Below are 18,737 nucleotides of genomic sequence, written 5' to 3'. Positions count from 1 at the left end.
GTAAATTGGGTTTATGCAAGGGCATTCTTCAAAAAAACGTTCAGCGGATAGATGCGGCTGCATACTTTAGCTATCTCATCTGCCGCTTTGGGGCTGCACACTTCTTTATCTTTTAACGGATGCCAGGCAATAAAGCTTTTCAGTTTCAGCAGGTCAATATTCTCATTATCAACATCATAACCCTTAGGGGTTGTTTTCAGCTGGTCCTGTTTTCTGAATTCGCCAAACAGGGTTACAAATTCTTTATCATCGATGATCTTTTTCAGGTCATCGGCATTATAATCAATTTCCTGGCGAATAGCTTTCAGGTGCTCTGCCTCGGGCATCCAGTATCCCCCGGCAATAAATGATTTGCCGGGCTGTATCTGCAGGTAATATTCTACCCCGCCCAGCTTTGAGCCTAAAGTTGGCAGGCTGATGCCAAAATTATTTTTATAAGGTGTTTTATTTTTGCTAAAGCGGATGTCGCGGTAAATACGCATCACGCATTTTTTAGGGTCAAGTTCGGCGCTAAGAAATGGGTCGATATGGTGCAGCTTCGGGATAATAGCAGCAGCAAGTTCAATTACATTCTCGCGGGCCTTATCGTACCGTTCTTTATTGGCCTGAAACCACTCCCTATTGTTGTTATCAACAAGCTCTTTTAAAAAATCAAGCGTTTGGGATTGTATCATTACAAAGTTTATGTTAAACGCATTAAAACCGGGGTGGCCTTAGTTGAGGTTAAGCTTTTCGCTGCGCATGTTTAATTCAACATCTTTACGGCGGTATTTTTTATACCAAATGTATCCAACAGCGGCCACAGCCAGGTAAGGCGCGGCCAAAAGATACATAATGCCATTGTTTAGCCCCTTTGTTTTATTATCGCCGCTTTTGCTGTTGGTTTCTACATTGGCGCTGCACATAGCACATTGTGCCTTTACCGGGGCAGCGCTGATTACCAGCAAACCGAATACGAATATGAGATATAAAAATTTTAATTTATTCATTTTTGTACTGTTAAAAATGATAGTAAGGTTTGATCATCAAATATACAACAACACCCGATATTGTAACGAATAACCAGATAGGAAACGCCCATCTTACCAGTTTCTTATGCTTTTCTACCTGCATTTGCAACCCGCGGTAAAAACTCAGTAATATTAACGGTAAAACACCCGCTGCCAATATAATGTGGGGCACCAATATTATAAAGTAGATATACCTTAAAGAGCCGGCCGTTGCTTTCTCAGCATCGGATACCAAATGATCTCCGTTCAAATCTCCATACTTCGTTTCGGGTGCCAGGTAATGGAAAAGGATATAGGATACCAGGAATAGTGATGACAGACAAAAGGTTAAAATATTCAACCGTTTATGAACGATAACATTACCTTGCTTTATAAAATATAAAGATGTTAATAACAACACACTGCAAGTGCCGTTTAAAACGGCGTTTAATAACGGTAACAAGTGCGTAAATGAAGGCACCACCGCAGGTGCAGGTATTATTTTGCTTTGAAGCACTATTACCACAACAATAACAAACACGGTTATACCGGCAACGAAACGGAATATGAATTTATCAGTCATTTTTTAAAAAGATTCAGGAACCAGGCCAGCAAGGGTCAAGATTCATTTTATAATTAAAAGAGCCCTTCCCGGCCCTTGATCCTTATATGTTGCTTTAATAAAGCGCTTTATCAACCTTGCGTAATTCTTCGGCTATCAGCACCTTTATTTCGTCGTTCAATTTGGTCAGGTCGGCAGCTGAAGTGCCATCATAATACCCGCGGATGCGTTTTTCGGCGTCTATCAATATCAACTTATCGCTGTAAATAAAATCGCCTTTACCTGCTTGTACGGCATTCACCAAAAAGCCGTTACGGGCAAGCTTATACGTAGTAGCCGTATCGCCCGACAAAAAAAACCACTTATTTGTAACCTCAAACTTTTTGCTGTAAGCTTTTAGCGCTACGGGTGTATCGCGTTGCGGGTCTACCGTTATTGATATAAAATAAACCATCGGGTTTTTACGGTAGGCATATACCAGCTCGCTGATGTTTTTATTCACCGTACTGCAAACATCCGGGCAGTTGGTATAAAAAAAGCTTGCTAAAAATATCTTCTTATCAAAGTTTTTAAAGGATACCGGCTTACCATCCTGATCTGCCAAACTAAAATCGGCCAGCTTGTGATAAATGGTATCGGGGATAAACCTGCCATGAAACTTACGGCCTGTTTTAGCAACTATCTTTGGCCCGTAAAACGATAGCGGTTTATACCTGTTTTTACCCTTTGCGGTTAGTAAATAATATAAAAATCCCGGTAAAGCTAATATCAATACCAGGATTATTATTTTTTTAAGGACAAATCCTTTACGCATTACACTTTCGGCCTCAGGTCTACCCAGTAATGGCTTTCGTTTGTAAGCACCAGTATCAAACCGATGATAAACAATATTGGTACGATGATACTCAGGGCCATTCCAATTTTTTCGAATTTTAAGTGCATAAAATATGCAACAATATAAAACGCCTTAAACAGGGTTAATACGATGTATATCGGGTTTGCCCAATGCAAAGGGATGTGGCCTTTAGGCACTAACCAAAGCGCAATAATAAATTCAACTACAGTTATACCTAATAAAACCAGGAAGATCTGTACGATCTTTTTGCGGGTCATTCCTTCACCATGCTCTTCGTGGTGAACTTCTGTTGATTCTGATGACATATGTTTATCAGTTAAATTTTTAAACTAAGTAAAAGAAAGTAAATACAAACACCCATACCAGATCTACAAAGTGCCAGTAAAGGCCTACTTTTTCGATCATTAAATAGCTGCCGCGTTTTTGGTAGGTACCTGCCAATACGTTTATCGTGATGATGATATTGATGATAACCCCGCTAAATACGTGGAAACCATGGAAACCCGTAATGGTGAAGAACAGGTTGGCAAACTGCTGTGCATAGGTTGCGTATGTAGCCTCGTTACCGCCGTTAAAAACGTGTTTAAGCTCTTCTGCGGTAGGGATGTGCCCCCACCAAAAACCTTCGTGGTGTAAGTGGCTCCACTCTAATGCCTGGCAGCCCAAAAAGGTAAAACCACCAATAATGGTTGCAACCATCCACCATAAAACTTCTTTTTTGGCCATACGGTGACCGGCCTCTACAGCCAATACCATCGTAACCGAGCTCAGGATCAGGATAAAGGTCATCAAACCCACAAATACAAGGGGCGCGCCGCTATCCAACAAACCCGGTACCGATTGGAAAACCAGATCAGGCGCGGGCCAGCTGCTTGAGCTGAAACGCAGTGCACCATAGGCAATTAATAAAGATGAAAAGGTAAATGCATCCGAAAGGAGGAAAAACCACATCATCATTTTACCATACTCCACATTAAACGGCGATCTGCCACCAGACCACGGCGTTGTCTTTACTTCATCAATAGGTGATACTTGTACACTCATGAGTTTTTATTGTTGGTTCAAAAGTAAAAAAACATACAGATAAATCCATATAATATCGACAAAATGCCAAAAAATAGAGGACATCTGCATACTGTATAAATTTTTAACCTGCTCTATACTGCGGTAGCTACGCCAAAGCGTATGGGCCAGTAGCAGCAAGCCGGCAAAAATGTGCAATAAATGCATCCCGGTAAATACATATATAAAAGAGAGGGATGCATTGGGGTTACTAAAATAAACGCCTGTTTTTACCAGGTAGGTCCAGGCATATAGCTGGATGCCAAAAAAAACCACACCTAATATAATAGTTAACCACAGGTAAAGCCTTTGTTTGGCAAATTGAGAACTTTTGGCCGCTTTGGATGCCAAAAACATAGTTATGCTGCTTACGATTATTACTGCCGTGCTGTATAAAAAAGCATCGGGCATTTTAATATTTAAGCCGTGTGCCGCACTGCCGCCTGCGTAAACAATAAAGCCGCTGGTTAAGGCCGCAAAAAACATAAACGATGTGAATATAAAGATCCACATGTTGAATTTTTTGGGGGCCAGGTTATATCTGTCTTCTTGTATCTGGGCCATTATTTTGCTATAAAATCAAATAAAAACATTAATTGCACTACCGGCAAATAATAAAAAGAACCAAACATTAATTTACGCGCACTGGTGATCTCCAACGTACGCATCAAATTAAATGCCTGATAAATAAACAATAAACTCATCAACAGTGATACTATTGCAACATAGATACCACCATTATGATTTAAATAAGGCAATAAACTTACCGGCAGCAATATTACAGTTGTTATAAAAGTAATAACGGCGCTGGCCCTATCGCGTTTGCCGGTTGGTAGCAATCTAAAGCCAGCCAGTTTGTAATCATCATCCAGCACCCAGGCAATAGCCCAAAAGTGGGGGAATTGCCATACAAATTGTATAGCAAAAAGTATCAAAGCTATTTCATCTATACGGCCATGCGGCTGCCCCGCCACGTACCCGATCAACGCGGGTAAAGCCCCCGGGATAGCGCCCACAAAAACGGCTACGGCCGATTTGCGCTTTAACGGGGTATAAGCAAACGCATATAATAAAATAGAAAACACGGATAGCAAACCGGTAAGCACATTTAAGGTACCTAAAATATAGGTACCGGCTATGCCCATACCCATGCCTAAAACTAAACCCTGGCCGGTGGTCATTCTTCCGGCGGGCATAGGGCGGTCCATCGTGCGTTTCATCAGCTTATCCAGCTTTACTTCAATTACCTCGTTAAAGCAGTTTGCTGCCGATGTAACTAAAAAGCCGCCTAACACAAGCTTAAGCCAGTTTATCCACATGGTGGTACTGTATAACGAGCCCCAGGTATTGCCGCCGTTAGCTTTAACTGCGATAATGAAAGAGATGGATGCCGAAAATACTACCAGCATCGTTAATCGCATTTTTATCAGCTTCGAAAAATCACTCCATTTCATTTGCCTGCCCCCTGCACGTTATCCGAACTAAATAAATTCAACAATAAATAAAACTGGGCGCCAAATAATAAACTCGCCAATACAATATGTGTTGCCTGCGCAAAAGGCGGTAAGCTCCAGTACGATAAAAATATACCGGTAACTATCTGCAGCATGATCATCAAAAACGTAAAGCTCATTAACTGCTGCTGTATAGAATGGCGGTTAAAGTTTTTACGGATCAGCGCATATAAAATTAAATTCACAATCAGCACAATCACGGCAACATCCCGATGCTGCGAAAATATTTCACCGGCACGCTGTACCCAGCTATCGCGGTAGCTGCCCTCCAGGTGGCTGGCTACGGCGTCGATCTTTTCGCGTACCTCGGTACCAAAGGTTATCTGCAAAATAGTTAGGGCCAATACCAGTAGCGTAACAATGGCCACAAGCGGTTTGCGCTCCACTTTATACCTGCCCTGCACTTTAGCCAGATGGTAGGTTGTGATACTGATGGCCAGAATTGCCAGTGCAATAAGCATATGCACGGTTACTATCCAGGCTACCAGGTTGGTAGATACTACTATTGAGCCTAACCAGCCCTGAAAACCAACCAGTATCACGTTAAATATACTTAGCCACACAATCAGTTTGCTGGTTTTCCAATACTTAAAAGAATATGCAGCGCATAATAATAAAAACATCCCCGATACTGCGCCTATTAAACGGTTAACATATTCCGTCCAGGTTTTGGCGGTGTTAAACTCTTCGGGCACCAGTATAGATCTGTCGTTACGGATCCGCACAGCCATCTGGCTATAACCCAAAACATCCAGCATCCTCGCAAACTTGTGGTTTTTGGCCAGGCGCTTATCTGCGTAAGTTTTTTTATAATTCGCCGGAAGTTCTGACAGGCTGGTTGGTGGTATATATCTTCCAAAACATTTGGGCCAATCGGGGCAACCCATACCCGAGCCTGTGCTGCGCACTACGCCGCCTGCAAGTATCAATACAAACAGCAGGATGATGGTTATGAGGTTAATTTTTAGAAACTTACTGCCGGATGCTTTAATGCTCATCTAAATATTTCTAACAAATTAGGGTACCTGTTAAGGACAATAATGCCTGCACAGATACCCTAAAAGATCAGATCAGTATAATGTTATTTTACTTCTTCGTTGCTTTTTTGAGTACTTGCCCATTTGGTATGCTCCTCTAAACCTATCGGGTTATCCTCAAAGTCGTGCGGAAGGTTAGAACTCATTGTTTCTGAAAGCGGTGTTGTTTGCGGTATAAAATCATGTTCGGCACCAGGCTTGCTGTAGTCATACGGCCAGCGGTAAACGGTAGGGATCTCTCCCGGCCAATTGCCGTGCAGGTGCTCTACAGGAGTGGTCCACTCCAGGGTGTTTGATTCCCATGGATTCTGTGTGGCCTTTTTACCCCAGAAAATAGAGTGAACAAAGTTAAACAGGAACGCTAATTGCGCCACGGCAGACATGATAGCCGCCCAGGTTATAAATGTATTTACCGATAACCATTGTTTCATTGACTCGAACTCGGTGAACGCATAGTAACGGCGTGGTACACCATCCAGGCCCATAAAGTGCATCGGGAAGAACACCAGATACGCACCGATAAATGTTAACCAGAAGTGCAGGTAACCCAAACGCTCGTTCATCATACGGCCAAACATTTTAGGGAACCAATGATAAACACCGGCAAGCATCCCGAATATAGCTGCCGAACCCATTACCAGGTGGAAGTGAGCTACTACAAAGTAGGTATCGTGCAGGTTGATATCTAACGCTGCGTTACCCAGGAAGATACCTGTTAAACCGCCCGAGATAAAGAATGACACCATACCGATAGCAAACAGCATAGCTGAGGTAAAACGGATGTTACCGCGCCATAAAGTAGCCAGCCAGTTAAATGTTTTTACTGCCGATGGTACCGCAATGATAAGCGTAGTGATCATGAACACACCACCCAGGAACGGGTTCATCCCCGTAACAAACATGTGGTGCCCCCATACAATAAACGATAATACGGTGATACCGATAAGCGAGTAAACCATGGCGTGGTAACCAAAGATAGGTTTACGCGAGTTTACAGACATTACCTCTGATGAGATACCCATGGCAGGCATAATTACGATATATACCTCGGGGTGGCCCAGGAACCAGAATAAGTGCTGGAACAGGATCGGGCTACCACCTTCAAAAGGCTGCACCTGCGAGCTGTTCAATACAATTTCTGATAAGTAGAAACTGGTACCGAAGCTACGGTCGAATATTAATAATACAACACCCGCAACCAAAACCGGGAATGATAATACACCCAATACAGCAGTTAAGAACAATGCCCATACAGATAAAGGCATCTTCCAAAGGTCCATACCTTTTGTACGCATGTTAAGGATGGTACTTACATAGTTAATACCGGCCATCAGCTGTGATGCGATGAACAAGGTCATACTGATCAGCCATAGCGTCATCCCCATGCCAGAACCCGGCATGGCTTTAGGCAAGGCAGATAATGGCGGATAAATTGTCCACCCACCGCTTGCAGGGCCTTTTTGGATAAAGAAAGATGATAGCATGATAACACTGGCAATAAAAAAGAACCAGTAAGAAAGCATGTTCATGAACGGCGATGCCATATCACGTACACCTAACTGCAAGGGAATTAATAAGTTGGCGAAAGTACCGCTCAGGCCTGCTGTTAATACAAAAAACACCATGATGGTACCATGTATGGTTACCAGCGCCAGGTAAAAGTTTGAATCTAAACGGCCACCGGGTGCAAAACGGCCCAGTAAGGTTTCCATTAAAGGAAACGCCCTGTCGGGGTAAGCTAATTGGATCCTGAACAGGACAGAAAGGATCATGGCGATAAAAGCCATGGCCATACCTGTGATCAGGAATTGCTTGGCGATCATCTTATGGTCCATACTGAATACATAGGTATTCAGGAAAGTTGCTTTATGATGTCCGTGATCGTCTTCGTGATGTGCTACACCGTGATCGTGAACTGCTAATGTTGACATACTCGCTAATCTTTTTGAATTAATTGTTTAACGCTAACCTTTTTGATTGTACTTCTTGTTTCTCTGCAGCAAACTTAAGGTCTTTCTTAATCGCGTCAGTAAGATATGGTTTTTGCTGTGCCAGCCATGCCTGGTACTCAGCTTCTGTAACCACACGTACAATTTTCTTCATGTTATAATGGGCCCCGCCACAAATTTTGTTACAAAGTATCTCGTACTCAAACGTTGGTTTATCCAGTTTAATACGCATCTCTGCCGTAGTGATGGTTGGTTTAAATTTAAAGAAGGTTGGTAAGCCCGGTACCGCATTCAGCTGCACACGGAAATGAGGAATGTAAACGCTATGGATAACATCCTGTGCATGTATATTTAGCCTTACCGATTTACGCACCGGCAAATACATGGTATCGGCCTGTAAATCATCATAGCTGTATTTATCTTTAAAGTTGATACCTAATTTGTTTGAACCGCTTACCAGTTTGTAATTGGTGGCGCCTAAACGGGCATCTTTACCGGGGTAGCGTAACTCCCAGGCAAACTGGTGGCCTGTTATATCTACGTTGATAGAAGCCGGCTGGCCTTTGGCATCAACGTTATCTGTAATTTGCTGCCAGGTAAAGAAACCAAATATTACCAGGATAGTTAAAACAATAGCCGGTGCTATGGTCCAAACCTTTTCGATGGTATTATTGTGCGGCAGGAAATGGCCGCGGCGGTTTTTATTGTAACGGTACCTGAACAGGAAGGTGAACAGCAGAATCTGGGTAACCACAAAAACGATCATGGTTAACACGGTGGTTGTCCAGAACATTTCATCCCATTTAACACCATGCTCTGATGCTGCATCGGGCAATATCATGCGGCCTTGAACCGTAAACTCCCAGTAAGCGCCATAAGCACCTGCCACCAGGAATACCAGGCACATAACACCCATAACGTTATCCCAGTTAATAGGCTGCTTACCCTGTATCTGCTGCGTAAGATCAAACACACGCAGGATCTTTCCAAAGATCCCGATAATGAAGCAAACGATCAGAAAAAGCAGGATGTAATAACCGGCAGTTGCTAAACCGTTATCTTTAACTGCATCTGCAGCAGGTGAAGCAGCAGCCCCGGCCGACTCCGTATCCTGGGCAAAAAGCAGACTTGTGCCCAATAGCATAAACACAGCTAAAAGCGAAAGTATTTTTTTAGAATTGAATAATTTTTTGAATCCCATTTTATTGGTTATTTGAATTGCGCTATCCGGTTGCAAATTTAACAATTATTATATGTGATGGTGCAGGCTCTCTTGCAAGAACGGATGTTTTTTAGGCACAAGTGAATTAAACTTAGCCAATGCGTTTAACACCAGGAAGGTAAATAAACCTGCAAACCCTAAAAATATACCTATTTCTTCTACACCAAAACCTCTGTGCTCTTTTACGGTACCCGGCATAACCATCAGGTAATAATCAAGCCAGTGGCCTGCAATTAACAAGATACATGTCCACATCATGCGGTTGGTTACACGTTTGGCATCACGAGACATCAGCAATAATAAAGGCGCTAAAAAGTTCATGACGATGTTAAGCCAAAACCAGAATTTGTACTCCGGCTCCCAACGGATGTAGAAATAAACAGATTCCTCGGGCATGTTGGCATACCAGGTAAGGAAAAACTGTGCAAACCACACATACGTCCAGAAGATAGAGAAACCGAAGATCATTTTACCTATACTGTGCAAATGATCTATATGCAGCCAGGTAAAGTAACCTTTCTTTTGCACGTATATCATTATTAAGGCAATAAGCGCTAAACCGCTCACGTGCATCGCTGCCAAATTATACCAGCCAAACATGGTTGAGAACCAGTGCGCTTCTAAAGACATGATCACACCAAAGGCAAATATCGGAAAGGTAAAACCAAATATTACCAGGAATATACAGGCGTATTTAAAGCTTTTATCATAGTTGCTCATGCCGCCGGTTGTATCTTCGTCTGTAGAGAATTTAACCATTTTAAGGCCAAAGAAACTGTACGAACCCAGCATTAAAACCAATACTGTGTAAAAGAACGGAATATTCAGGAAACCTCTTTTACCGTATATGATGGGGTCGAAGTTTTCGCTGCCCGGTATTACCAGGCCGTGTGTAGCCCAGTGTGCATATAAATAAGGCACAACCTCTTCTTTACCATGCTCGATAACCTTGTGGGTATGTAATAAGCCGGCCGTAATTACCAAAAGTAAAATAACACTTGCAACAGGTAATACTTTGGCAAATGCCTGCGGTATCCTGATGAATGATGCCGACCAGCCTGCCTGTGCTACATACTGGTAAGCGCAAAAGAATACGCCTGCCGTACAAACACCAACAAAAAAGTAAGACATCAGCAACAGGTTACTGTATGCACGCTGTACATGGTCGCCACCGGCTATAAAGCCGAACGCAATTGCAATTACACCAATTACAATAGCAACCAAACTTATTGTTTTGGCATTGCCTGCAAATTCAAATCGTTCGTCTATACTATTATGAGTCTTCATTAAAAATATTTCTTATAAATTTTGTAAATGGTGTACGTACATAACTATCTTCCAGCGTTCCTCCGGTGCAACCTGCGATGCGTATGAGCCCATCGCATTAACACCATAAGTTATGGTATGATATATTTTTCCGTCTGTAAGATCCTTCATCGCGCCACCACGTGATGATTGCCCTTTTGAGTATGATGGCGGCGGCGGGTAACCATGCTGTACCACTAAACCATCGCCCTGGCCTGTTACACCGTGGCAAGGCGAGCAAAAGGTGATAAATAACGCTTTACCTTCTGCCAGGTGCTGTGGGGTTTGCGCTAAAATGCTTTTTACCTCAAGGCTTGCCTTATCATATCCTTCGCGGGTGTTTGGATAATCAAAGCGTTTAAAACCTAAGGGTATAGTACCTGCAGGCGGTACCTGCGCTGTTTTACCATCCTTAAAATTATTGTTAGGTTGGTCATACTCGTAAGCTTTGTGCTCGTACATATTGGGAGCATATTCCCAGCCGGTGCTGCGTTTATCTTTGCACGAAGTAATTACTATCGATGCAGCAATAACGAAAGCCGTTGTACCCAATATTCTAAGTTTATTCATAGCTAACATATTTTCTTTCGTTATGCTTTACTTCTACTGCTCCTGCGTCTTTTAATAAATTTGTTATGTCCTCGTGCGGCACGTTCCCTTTAGCGCTTACGGCTATTACAAAACGGTCATCTGTTGCGCGCAGGTCCATTACACGTGGTGCACGGCCCGGGAAAAGGTGCGTTGCTGCAAAATAGGTAAACGTCATCCCAAAGGCGGTAAACAAAATAGTCCACTCAAAGGTAAACGGTACAAAGTTGGGTATGGCAAAGCTTGGTTTACCACCAATGTTCATTGGCCAATCGTGCACCAGGGTATAATACACAATGCTGAATATTACCGTAGCACCAAGGCAACCAAAGCAAAATGCCGCGTAGCCCAGTCTTGAATCCTTAACGCCCATTTTATCCTCAATACCGTGAATAGGCATCGGGGTATAAATATCATAAATTGGTACGCTCGCTTTTTGTAAGTTATCGATGCCCTTCATCATGTCATCCGGGTCATCAAAACATCCCAATATAAATTTAGTGTTGCTCATTTTTATACTTTTTCGTAATCAGCCATGTCAATACTGTCGTACTTGGTTAAGGACTCTTTGTAATACTGAACCTCAGCAGGCTCCAGGTGTCCTTCGTCTATTAATTTTTTCTTAGCCTGCTCGCTTGATGTTTTCAGCAGCAGTTTTACCTCGGCAATAGCTACCGATGGCAATACCCTGATGAATAACAGGAACATGGTAAAGAACAAGCCTATCGAGCCGATGAAAACGCTTACATCTACCCAGGTAGGATAAAACATTGCCCAGCTCGAAGGGATATAATCGCGGTGCAGCGAGGTTACGATAATTACGAAACGCTCAAACCACATACCTATATTCACGATGATTGACAAGAACCACGAGAATTTAATGCTTGTACGCAATTTTTTAGACCAGAACAGCTGAGGTGAAATTACGTTACAGCTCATCATGCTCCAGTAAGCCCACCAGTAAGGGCCTGTTGCACGGTTGATAAAGGCGTATTGCTCATACTCAACCTGCGAATACCATGCGATAAAGAACTCGGTGATGTAAGCCACACCTACAATTGAACCTGTAAGCATAATGATCTTATTCATCGATTCGATATGGAACATGGTGATATAATTCTCCAAGCCTAACACCTTACGGGTTACCAGCAATAGTGTTTGCACCATGGCAAAACCAGAGAAGATAGCACCCGCAACAAAGTATGGCGGGAAAATGGTAGTGTGCCATCCCGGCTCTAACGAGGTAGCAAAGTCAAACGATACGATGGTGTGTACCGATAGTACCAGCGGTGTAGAAATACCTGCCAGTATCAGTGATACGGTCTCGAAACGCTGCCAGGTTTTTAATGACCCATTCCAGCCGAAAGACAGGATAGAGTAGATACGGCGGCGTAAACCTGTTGCACGGTCACGAATGGTAGCGATATCAGGCAGTAAACCGGTGTACCAGAACAATAAGGAAACCGAGAAGTAAGTAGAGATCGCAAACACGTCCATCATCAGTGCCGAGTTCCAGTTTACCCAAAGTGAGCCGTACTGGTTTGGCAGCGGTAAAGTAAAGTAGGCTAACCACGGGCGGCCCATGTGCGCTACAATGTAAGTAGCGGCGCAAATTACGGCGAAGATGGTCATCGCCTCTGCCGAGCGGTTGATGGAGTTACGCCAGTTTTGACGGAAGATCAATAGCACCGCCGAGATCAGCGTTCCGGCGTGACCAATACCTACCCACCATACGAAACCTGTGATATCCCAGGCCCATCCTACAGTTTTGTTAAGTCCCCAGGCGCCTAAGCCAAACCAAAAGGTATAGCTGATAGATACTACCCAAAGCAATGCACCTAATGATGATACGATAAATCCTATCCACCAGGCTTTGTTGGGTTTATTTTCTACAGGTAATAATATATCGTTAGTGATTTGGGCATAGGTGATGTCCTTGCCCGTCATTAACGGTTCCCTGATTATCGATTCATGTTGATGAGCCATATGTTGTTATATATCTCGATGTAAAATTTAAGCCAATGATTCAGTTCCGGTGTTCCTAACTTTTACCTGGTAACCAATACCCGGTTTTACGTTAAGTTCTTCAAGCACATAATATGTACGCTCGCTTTGCAAAGCTTTGTAAACTTCAGAGTTTTTGTCGTTGCGGTTACCAAACACAATAGCGTTTGCCGAGCAGGTTTGCTGGCAGGCAACTTTAATCTCGCCATCCCTAAGCGGGCGTTTTTCCATCTTAGCCTGTAATTTACCTGCCTGGATACGCTGTACGCACATCGAGCATTTTTCCATAACCCCACGGAAACGGGTAGTTACATCAGGGTTAAGTACTAATTGGGTATGCTCGTTGTTCAGATAGTTATCAAAACGAGAGTCGTTCCAGTAGTTGAACCAGTTAAAACGGCGTACTTTGTATGGGCAGTTGTTTGCACAGTAACGTGTACCTACGCAACGGTTATAAGCCATTTGGTTTAAACCTTCGCTTGAGTGTACGGTAGCAAGTACCGGGCAAACCGTTTCGCAAGGTGCGTGGTCGCAGTGCTGGCAAAGCATGGGTTGGTGCACAACAGTTACGTTGCTAAAATCATCCAGTTTTGCAATTTCCTTCTCCTGGGTAACCATGCCAGATCTTCCGTCAACCTTTGCTTCGCCATTCTGGCTAAAGCTGTAATAACGGTCAATACGGATCCAGTGCATCTCGCGGCGGCGGCCAACTTCATCTTTACCAACAACCGGTATGTTATTTTCTGCACTACATGCCACAACGCAAGCGCCGCAACCTGTACAGGCATTTAAATCGATAGCCATAACCCAGTCATAAACCGGGCGTGCGTGGATGTGATCTTCATTCGTGTTCTCCCAAAGGTCAAACATCTTCTCTTCTTCGCCTTCTTTGCCGCTGCCTGCTGCTGCATCCTTTTTATATTCGGTAAAGGTTGCTTCGCGGATAACGTTACGGCCCTCAAAAGAGTGGTGCGTTTGTGTTTGCGAAAGCGGGAAGATATCGCCGGTGGCCGTTACCGTTGCTGCTGCTGCAGTTTGGAACGTACCGTTACGGAAGCTTAAGAAAGGATAAGCGTTTTTACCAACGTTGTTACCAACCAAACCTGCTGCCGTGCGGCCGTAACCTACAGCTACAGATACCGTACCGGGCGCCTGGCCGGGTTGGGATAATACAGGTAATTCTACCGTGTAACCGTTTGCTTCAATTTTAACAACCTCAAATTCCTCAAGGCCCATTTTTTTGATGTCAGACGGAGACATGGCCGCAAAATTGTCCCAGGTAACTTTAGATACCGGGTCTGGCAGCTCTTGTAACCATGGGTTGTTTGCCTTTTTACCATCGCGCATAGCGGTGTTTTGGTAAACCTGCAGCTCTACTTTATTGCCTTCGGCCAGTTTAGTGCTTTGGCTTAATACGGTTTGTGCAACCGCATTTAAATCATAATTAAAGCTATAGCTACCTGCCGCAACGGGGGCGGTAAGCACAAAACCTGTTTGCAGCAAGATTTCCCAACCTGCCTGGCCAGAAAGGCCGCCTTTGGCTAACAGGCTGTTATTCCAGTTGTTTCTAACGTAAGTATAGTAATCTTTAACAGGGTTATCGCTCCATACCAATAAGCTTTGCTCGGCCTGGCGGGTATTATTAACCGGGTTAATGGTTGGCTGCATAATGGTGTAATAACCCTCTACAGAGCTATCATCACCCCACGACTCTAAGTAGTGGTGGTTGGGTGCAACTACATTACAAAGCGCGGTGGTTTCGTCTGCATGGTCTGATAACGATACTTTTAAACGGACGTTCTTTAAAGCATCTTTTACGGCTGCTGCTGCATGATAATCATAAACAGGGTTGGCATCCAGAAAAATTGCTGCACCTACCTGGCCGTTTTTGGCCTGGGCAATAAATTCAACAATCGCACCGTCGTTACCTGCATACTGGCGAGACGGGTTATCCAGATCAATTGTGTTACCGTAACTGCCCAGCAAAGAGTTGATGGCGTTAACCAATACCTGTGTAGCAACATCGTTAGAACCGCAAACCACCAGGGCTTTGCCTTTGGCTGCTTTAAGTTCTGCCGCTACCAGCATAATTGCTTTATCGGCGTTGGCTGTGGTTAGTTTTTTTGATCCCGGTAAGGTAGTGCCGGATACGGCATTGTAAAGGTTAACCAGCGCCAAACCTTCCTCGGATGGTTTGATGGCGATACGCACATCGGCGTTGGTACCGGTAAGGCTCATACCGCTCTCGAACTGGATGTGACGCGACATCTTTTTCTCTTCGAGCGATTTGTTGTTCCTGTTGGATACATACTGGCGGGTAAATTCTTCGCCAGAGATCCAGGTTCCCAGGAAATCGGCAGCGAAACTTACAATTACATCAGCTTTATCAAAGTTATAATGTGGTAAAACGGCTTTACCAAAGCTGTTTTGATTGGCTTTGATGATACCGGTATAAGATACTGCATCATATTGTACATGTTTTGCAGCAGGGTATTTTACAATAAAATCAGCAATTACAGCCAGTGAAGACGGGCTATGAATGGTTGATGTAACGATACTGATGGTTTTACCGCTTGCGGCAATGGCAGCCAGCTCGTTCTTTACAAAAGCATCAATTGCCGCCCAGCTGCTGTCGCTGTTGTTCATTTGCGGGTCTTTAATGCGGCTGGTATCATACAATTCAAGTACCGATGCCTGGGCCTGCGCACTTAAACCACCTTTTGATAAAAGATCGTTAGGGTTACCTTCAACCTTAATTGGGCGGCCCTCGCGGGTTTTAACCAATATAGCGCTGCCATCATAAGTTGATGAATAGTAGTTAGCTATACCCGGGGTAACTTCCTCCGGCTTGATCAGGTAAGGGATTGATTTGTGTACAGGCACTTTTTGGCAAGCTGCCAAAGTAACCGCACCCACACCAAAACCCAGTGCCTTTAAAAAGTCGCGGCGGGGAGTTTTGCCCATCAGGCCACCTCCGCTTAAAACCTCCTCGATAGGAATTGGCTCGGCAAATTCGTGTTTATTCTTCTCAACAAATTCTGGCGTTTTGTTCAGTTCTTCTAAACCTTTCCAGTATTTTTTATTGCTATCCATTTATAGTTATATAAACTGTAATGTACTGTTCTTTAATTTATTAATAGTGGCACTTGGCGCACTCAATACCACCTAATACTGCTGCGGTAACCTTTTCGCCTTTTTTGATCTTATCATGAGCGGCAAGTATGCTATCATAGTAAGCGTTACCTTTTCCGTTAACCTCGGTGCGTTTGTGGCACTGGATACACCATTTCATGGTAAGCGGAGAGTATTGGTAAACTTCCTTCATCTCCTGGATCTGACCGTGGCAGGTTTGGCATTTGATGGCACCAACCTTTACGTGCTGCGAGTGGTTAAAGTAAGCCAGATCGGGCAGGTTGTGAATACGCACCCACTGAATTGGTTTGGCTTTAGTACTATCGTATTTAGCGGTGTTAGGGTCATAACCCAGCGCATCATAAATTTTGTGGATCTCCGGTGATTCTGTTTTAACAGATTTGTGGCAGTTCATACAAATATTTAATGATGGTATGCCGGCGTTTTTACCTTTAAAGGCACTGGTATGGCAGTACTGGCACTCTATTTTCATGGCGCCTGCGTGCAACTGGTGCGAATATTTAATTGGCTGTACCGGTTGGTAGCCCTGGTGTACGTTGGTATTCCACATCGTGATCCAGCTAAAGCTGCCCAAGCCAACTACACCGCAAAGCACGATAAAGAAAACAAGCTTTTTGTTTTTAAGCAGCTTTTTAGCTACAGCCAAACGGTCGGTTTTTGCTTTTTCTTCAGTCTCTTCTTCTTCGGGCAGTAAGCCTTGTTTGTTTAACAGCAAACGCTCCAGCGTGGCAATTACCTTGTTCAATACCAGGATAACTACAAAAGCAATCACAATAACGCCCAACAAACCCCAGATAACCAGGCTGCTTGGCCCCTTATCTTCGGCTGCAGCACTACCGCCTGCAGGTGCTTTGGCTTTATCGGCCTGCATTTTTTTCCACTCGGTACGCACGTAGGTAATCACATTACCTACATCAGCATCGCTCAACTCGGCAAACACTGTCATCCCCGCCTGGTTATACTCGTTATAAATTTTAACGGCCTTTGGGTTTTTGGCAGCAATTAATGCCTGGTTGTTTTGGATCCACTTGGTTAAATAGGCATCGTCCGTCTCTTCTGTAAGCTGCGGGCCTAAGGCCGGGCCGGTCATACGCGTATCTATTTTGTGGCACGCGGTACATTTGGCCTTAAATATAGCCTCACCTTTTGCTGCATCTGCCTGCGCATGGGCTGTTAACCCAACCACAACCAAACCGGCAATTAGTAAAACCGACCTTGAAAACTGTTTAAAAATCAATGAGATATTTCTCATAAAAGGTATTTATGCTAAATAATTTTTATATTAAAGTGATAAACTGACGTAGAGCTGTATGATTTAGCCACTTTTTCAGGCACAAAAGTATAACTTATTACACTATCGCTGACAATATAATGACACCAATATCTAATTTATAATCGTTCTAAATTATTGTAAAAAGCCCTTTAAACGTTGCTAAAGGGCTTTTTGTCATTTTTTGCGGGCAACCGTTAAATTGCAAACCGTTAAATACTTTTATTTATTTAATTATTGTTTTAATATCCAGGCAAATATCAGGGGCACAACTATCGTTGCATCACTCTCTACAATAAACTTGGGGGTATTTACATCCAGCTTGCCCCAGGTGATCTTTTCATTAGGCACCGCGCCCGAGTAAGAGCCATAAGAAGTAGTAGAATCGCTCACCTGGCAAAAATAACTCCAGAAAGGGATATCCTGCATTTCCATATCCTGGTAAAGCATCGGTACCACACATATCGGGAAATCGCCTGCTATACCGCCGCCTATCTGAAAAAAGCCCATGCCTTTACCGCCCGAGTTTTTTGGATACCAGTCTGCTAGCCATGCCATATATTCTATCCCGCTTTTCATGGTAACGGCTTTGATCTCGCCCTTGATAACGTATGATGCAAAGATGTTACCCATGGTAGAATCTTCCCATCCGGGTACCACAATCGGCAGGTTTCTCTCTGCAGCTGCCAGCATCCACGAGTTTTTAGGGTCAATTTCATAATACTGCTCCAGCTCGCCGCTCAACAATATTTTATACATAAATTCATGCGGAAAATAACGCTCGCCTGCAGTGTCGGCATCTTTCCAGATCTTGTAAATATGTTTCTGTAACCGGCGGAAGGCCTCTTCTTCGGGGATACAGGTATCAGTAACACGGTTGTAATGGTTCTCTAACAGGTCCCATTCGTCCTGCGGGCTCAGGTCGCGGTAGTTAGGCACGCGTTTATAGTGCGAGTGCGCTACCAGGTTCATGATATCCTCTTCCAGGTTGGCGCCTGTGCATGATATGATATCTATCTTTCCCTCTCGGATCATCTCGGCAAGCGAAATACCCAATTCTGCCGTGCTCATGGCGCCGGCAAGGGTTACCATCATTTTGCCGCCTTCGGTTAAATGCGTTTCGTAACCTTTAGCTGCATCCATTAATGCCGCTGCATTAAAATGCAGGTAATTTTTCTCGATGAACTGAGATATAGGGCCTCTTGCTGTACTCATAATTATTTGCT

Annotated in this window: 18 protein-coding genes; all 18 read right to left on the bottom strand. The window is 43.7% G+C overall.

Going from position 1 to position 18,737, the window contains the following annotated elements:
• Positions 1–11 precede the first annotated feature (11 nt).
• The 18 genes from E2R65_RS05430 to E2R65_RS05345 all read right to left on the bottom strand — a co-directional run bounded on the left by E2R65_RS05430 (position 12) and on the right by E2R65_RS05345 (position 18,726).
• Entirely contained in the window at positions 12–674 is a 663-nt protein-coding gene (locus tag E2R65_RS05430; protein WP_134335485.1) for a DUF2461 domain-containing protein, read from the bottom strand.
• 39 nt (positions 675–713) lie between these two features.
• The gene (locus E2R65_RS05425) at positions 714–989 is read right to left on the bottom strand and encodes a hypothetical protein (protein WP_134335484.1); all 276 of its coding nucleotides are present in this window, start codon (positions 987–989) and stop codon (positions 714–716) included.
• A gap of 10 nt (positions 990–999) precedes the next feature.
• Positions 1,000–1,572 (bottom strand): DUF420 domain-containing protein, encoded by a 573-nt coding sequence (locus E2R65_RS05420; RefSeq protein ID WP_134335483.1) that lies wholly within the window; start codon positions 1,570–1,572, stop codon positions 1,000–1,002.
• A 94-nt stretch (positions 1,573–1,666) separates the two neighbouring features.
• The gene (locus E2R65_RS05415; protein ID WP_134335482.1) at positions 1,667–2,365 is read right to left on the bottom strand and encodes an SCO family protein; all 699 of its coding nucleotides are present in this window, start codon (positions 2,363–2,365) and stop codon (positions 1,667–1,669) included.
• Positions 2,365–2,712, bottom strand: a complete 348-nt coding sequence (locus tag E2R65_RS05410; RefSeq protein WP_134335481.1) for a cytochrome C oxidase subunit IV family protein — start codon at positions 2,710–2,712, stop codon at positions 2,365–2,367. Before E2R65_RS05410 ends, E2R65_RS05415 begins: the two co-directional genes overlap by 1 nt.
• A gap of 19 nt (positions 2,713–2,731) precedes the next feature.
• Positions 2,732–3,451, bottom strand: coding sequence for a cytochrome c oxidase subunit 3 (locus E2R65_RS05405; RefSeq protein ID WP_134335480.1), 720 nt, complete (start codon positions 3,449–3,451; stop codon positions 2,732–2,734).
• Positions 3,452–3,457: 6 nt separating this feature from the next.
• Positions 3,458–4,033, bottom strand: a complete 576-nt coding sequence (locus E2R65_RS05400; protein WP_134335479.1) for a cytochrome c oxidase subunit 3 — start codon at positions 4,031–4,033, stop codon at positions 3,458–3,460.
• Entirely contained in the window at positions 4,033–4,923 is an 891-nt protein-coding gene (cyoE, locus tag E2R65_RS05395; protein ID WP_134335478.1) for a heme o synthase, read from the bottom strand. Before cyoE ends, E2R65_RS05400 begins: the two co-directional genes overlap by 1 nt.
• Complete coding sequence (locus E2R65_RS05390; protein WP_134335477.1) at positions 4,920–5,981, bottom strand: COX15/CtaA family protein; 1,062 nt, start codon at positions 5,979–5,981, stop codon at positions 4,920–4,922. Before E2R65_RS05390 ends, cyoE begins: the two co-directional genes overlap by 4 nt.
• A gap of 83 nt (positions 5,982–6,064) precedes the next feature.
• On the bottom strand, positions 6,065–7,951 hold the full coding sequence (locus E2R65_RS05385) for a cytochrome c oxidase subunit I (protein ID WP_183500341.1): 1,887 nt from the start codon (positions 7,949–7,951) through the stop codon (positions 6,065–6,067).
• Positions 7,952–7,970: 19 nt separating this feature from the next.
• A complete protein-coding gene (locus tag E2R65_RS05380) occupies positions 7,971–9,170 on the bottom strand; it encodes a cytochrome c oxidase subunit II (protein ID WP_134335476.1) in 1,200 nt (399 codons plus the stop codon).
• 48 nt (positions 9,171–9,218) lie between these two features.
• A complete protein-coding gene (locus E2R65_RS05375; RefSeq protein ID WP_134335475.1) occupies positions 9,219–10,478 on the bottom strand; it encodes a quinol:cytochrome C oxidoreductase in 1,260 nt (419 codons plus the stop codon).
• A gap of 12 nt (positions 10,479–10,490) precedes the next feature.
• A complete protein-coding gene (locus tag E2R65_RS05370; protein WP_308472308.1) occupies positions 10,491–11,066 on the bottom strand; it encodes a c-type cytochrome in 576 nt (191 codons plus the stop codon).
• A complete protein-coding gene (locus E2R65_RS05365) occupies positions 11,059–11,595 on the bottom strand; it encodes a DUF3341 domain-containing protein (RefSeq protein ID WP_134335473.1) in 537 nt (178 codons plus the stop codon). Before E2R65_RS05365 ends, E2R65_RS05370 begins: the two co-directional genes overlap by 8 nt.
• A 2-nt stretch (positions 11,596–11,597) precedes the next feature.
• A complete protein-coding gene (gene nrfD, locus E2R65_RS05360; RefSeq protein WP_134335472.1) occupies positions 11,598–13,070 on the bottom strand; it encodes an NrfD/PsrC family molybdoenzyme membrane anchor subunit in 1,473 nt (490 codons plus the stop codon).
• A gap of 27 nt (positions 13,071–13,097) precedes the next feature.
• Positions 13,098–16,181: a TAT-variant-translocated molybdopterin oxidoreductase gene (locus E2R65_RS05355; RefSeq protein ID WP_134335471.1), complete on the bottom strand. Its 3,084-nt coding sequence runs from the start codon at positions 16,179–16,181 to the stop codon at positions 13,098–13,100.
• A gap of 40 nt (positions 16,182–16,221) precedes the next feature.
• Positions 16,222–17,493, bottom strand: a complete 1,272-nt coding sequence (locus E2R65_RS05350) for a cytochrome c3 family protein (protein ID WP_134335470.1) — start codon at positions 17,491–17,493, stop codon at positions 16,222–16,224.
• A gap of 252 nt (positions 17,494–17,745) precedes the next feature.
• Entirely contained in the window at positions 17,746–18,726 is a 981-nt protein-coding gene (locus tag E2R65_RS05345) for a deoxyhypusine synthase family protein (protein WP_134335469.1), read from the bottom strand.
• Positions 18,727–18,737: the final 11 nt, after the last annotated feature.

It is taken from the genome of Mucilaginibacter phyllosphaerae (genome assembly GCF_004378255.1).
GTDB lineage: Bacteria > Bacteroidota > Bacteroidia > Sphingobacteriales > Sphingobacteriaceae > Mucilaginibacter > Mucilaginibacter phyllosphaerae.
This window is presented reverse-complemented; position numbering and strand designations above follow the sequence as displayed.

Bases quoted from the DNA above. Each gene is read 5' to 3' on its own strand.
- E2R65_RS05430 (WP_134335485.1), bottom strand. From the start codon at position 674: ATGATACAATCCCAAACGCTTGATTTTTTAAAAGAGCTTGTTGATAAC.
- E2R65_RS05350 (WP_134335470.1), bottom strand. From the start codon at position 17,493: ATGAGAAATATCTCATTGATTTTTAAACAGTTTTCAAGGTCGGTTTTA.
- E2R65_RS05405 (WP_134335480.1), bottom strand. From the start codon at position 3,451: ATGAGTGTACAAGTATCACCTATTGATGAAGTAAAGACAACGCCGTGG.
- E2R65_RS05400 (WP_134335479.1), bottom strand. From the start codon at position 4,033: ATGGCCCAGATACAAGAAGACAGATATAACCTGGCCCCCAAAAAATTC.
- E2R65_RS05355 (WP_134335471.1), bottom strand. From the start codon at position 16,181: ATGGATAGCAATAAAAAATACTGGAAAGGTTTAGAAGAACTGAACAAA.
- E2R65_RS05420 (WP_134335483.1), bottom strand. From the start codon at position 1,572: ATGACTGATAAATTCATATTCCGTTTCGTTGCCGGTATAACCGTGTTT.
- E2R65_RS05390 (WP_134335477.1), bottom strand. From the start codon at position 5,981: ATGAGCATTAAAGCATCCGGCAGTAAGTTTCTAAAAATTAACCTCATA.
- E2R65_RS05385 (WP_183500341.1), bottom strand. From the start codon at position 7,951: ATGTCAACATTAGCAGTTCACGATCACGGTGTAGCACATCACGAAGAC.
- E2R65_RS05410 (WP_134335481.1), bottom strand. From the start codon at position 2,712: ATGTCATCAGAATCAACAGAAGTTCACCACGAAGAGCATGGTGAAGGA.
- E2R65_RS05375 (WP_134335475.1), bottom strand. From the start codon at position 10,478: ATGAAGACTCATAATAGTATAGACGAACGATTTGAATTTGCAGGCAAT.
- nrfD (WP_134335472.1), bottom strand. From the start codon at position 13,070: ATGGCTCATCAACATGAATCGATAATCAGGGAACCGTTAATGACGGGC.
- E2R65_RS05370 (WP_308472308.1), bottom strand. From the start codon at position 11,066: ATGAATAAACTTAGAATATTGGGTACAACGGCTTTCGTTATTGCTGCA.
- E2R65_RS05415 (WP_134335482.1), bottom strand. From the start codon at position 2,365: ATGCGTAAAGGATTTGTCCTTAAAAAAATAATAATCCTGGTATTGATA.
- E2R65_RS05345 (WP_134335469.1), bottom strand. From the start codon at position 18,726: ATGAGTACAGCAAGAGGCCCTATATCTCAGTTCATCGAGAAAAATTAC.
- E2R65_RS05365 (WP_134335473.1), bottom strand. From the start codon at position 11,595: ATGAGCAACACTAAATTTATATTGGGATGTTTTGATGACCCGGATGAC.
- cyoE (WP_134335478.1), bottom strand. From the start codon at position 4,923: ATGAAATGGAGTGATTTTTCGAAGCTGATAAAAATGCGATTAACGATG.
- E2R65_RS05380 (WP_134335476.1), bottom strand. From the start codon at position 9,170: ATGGGATTCAAAAAATTATTCAATTCTAAAAAAATACTTTCGCTTTTA.
- E2R65_RS05425 (WP_134335484.1), bottom strand. From the start codon at position 989: ATGAATAAATTAAAATTTTTATATCTCATATTCGTATTCGGTTTGCTG.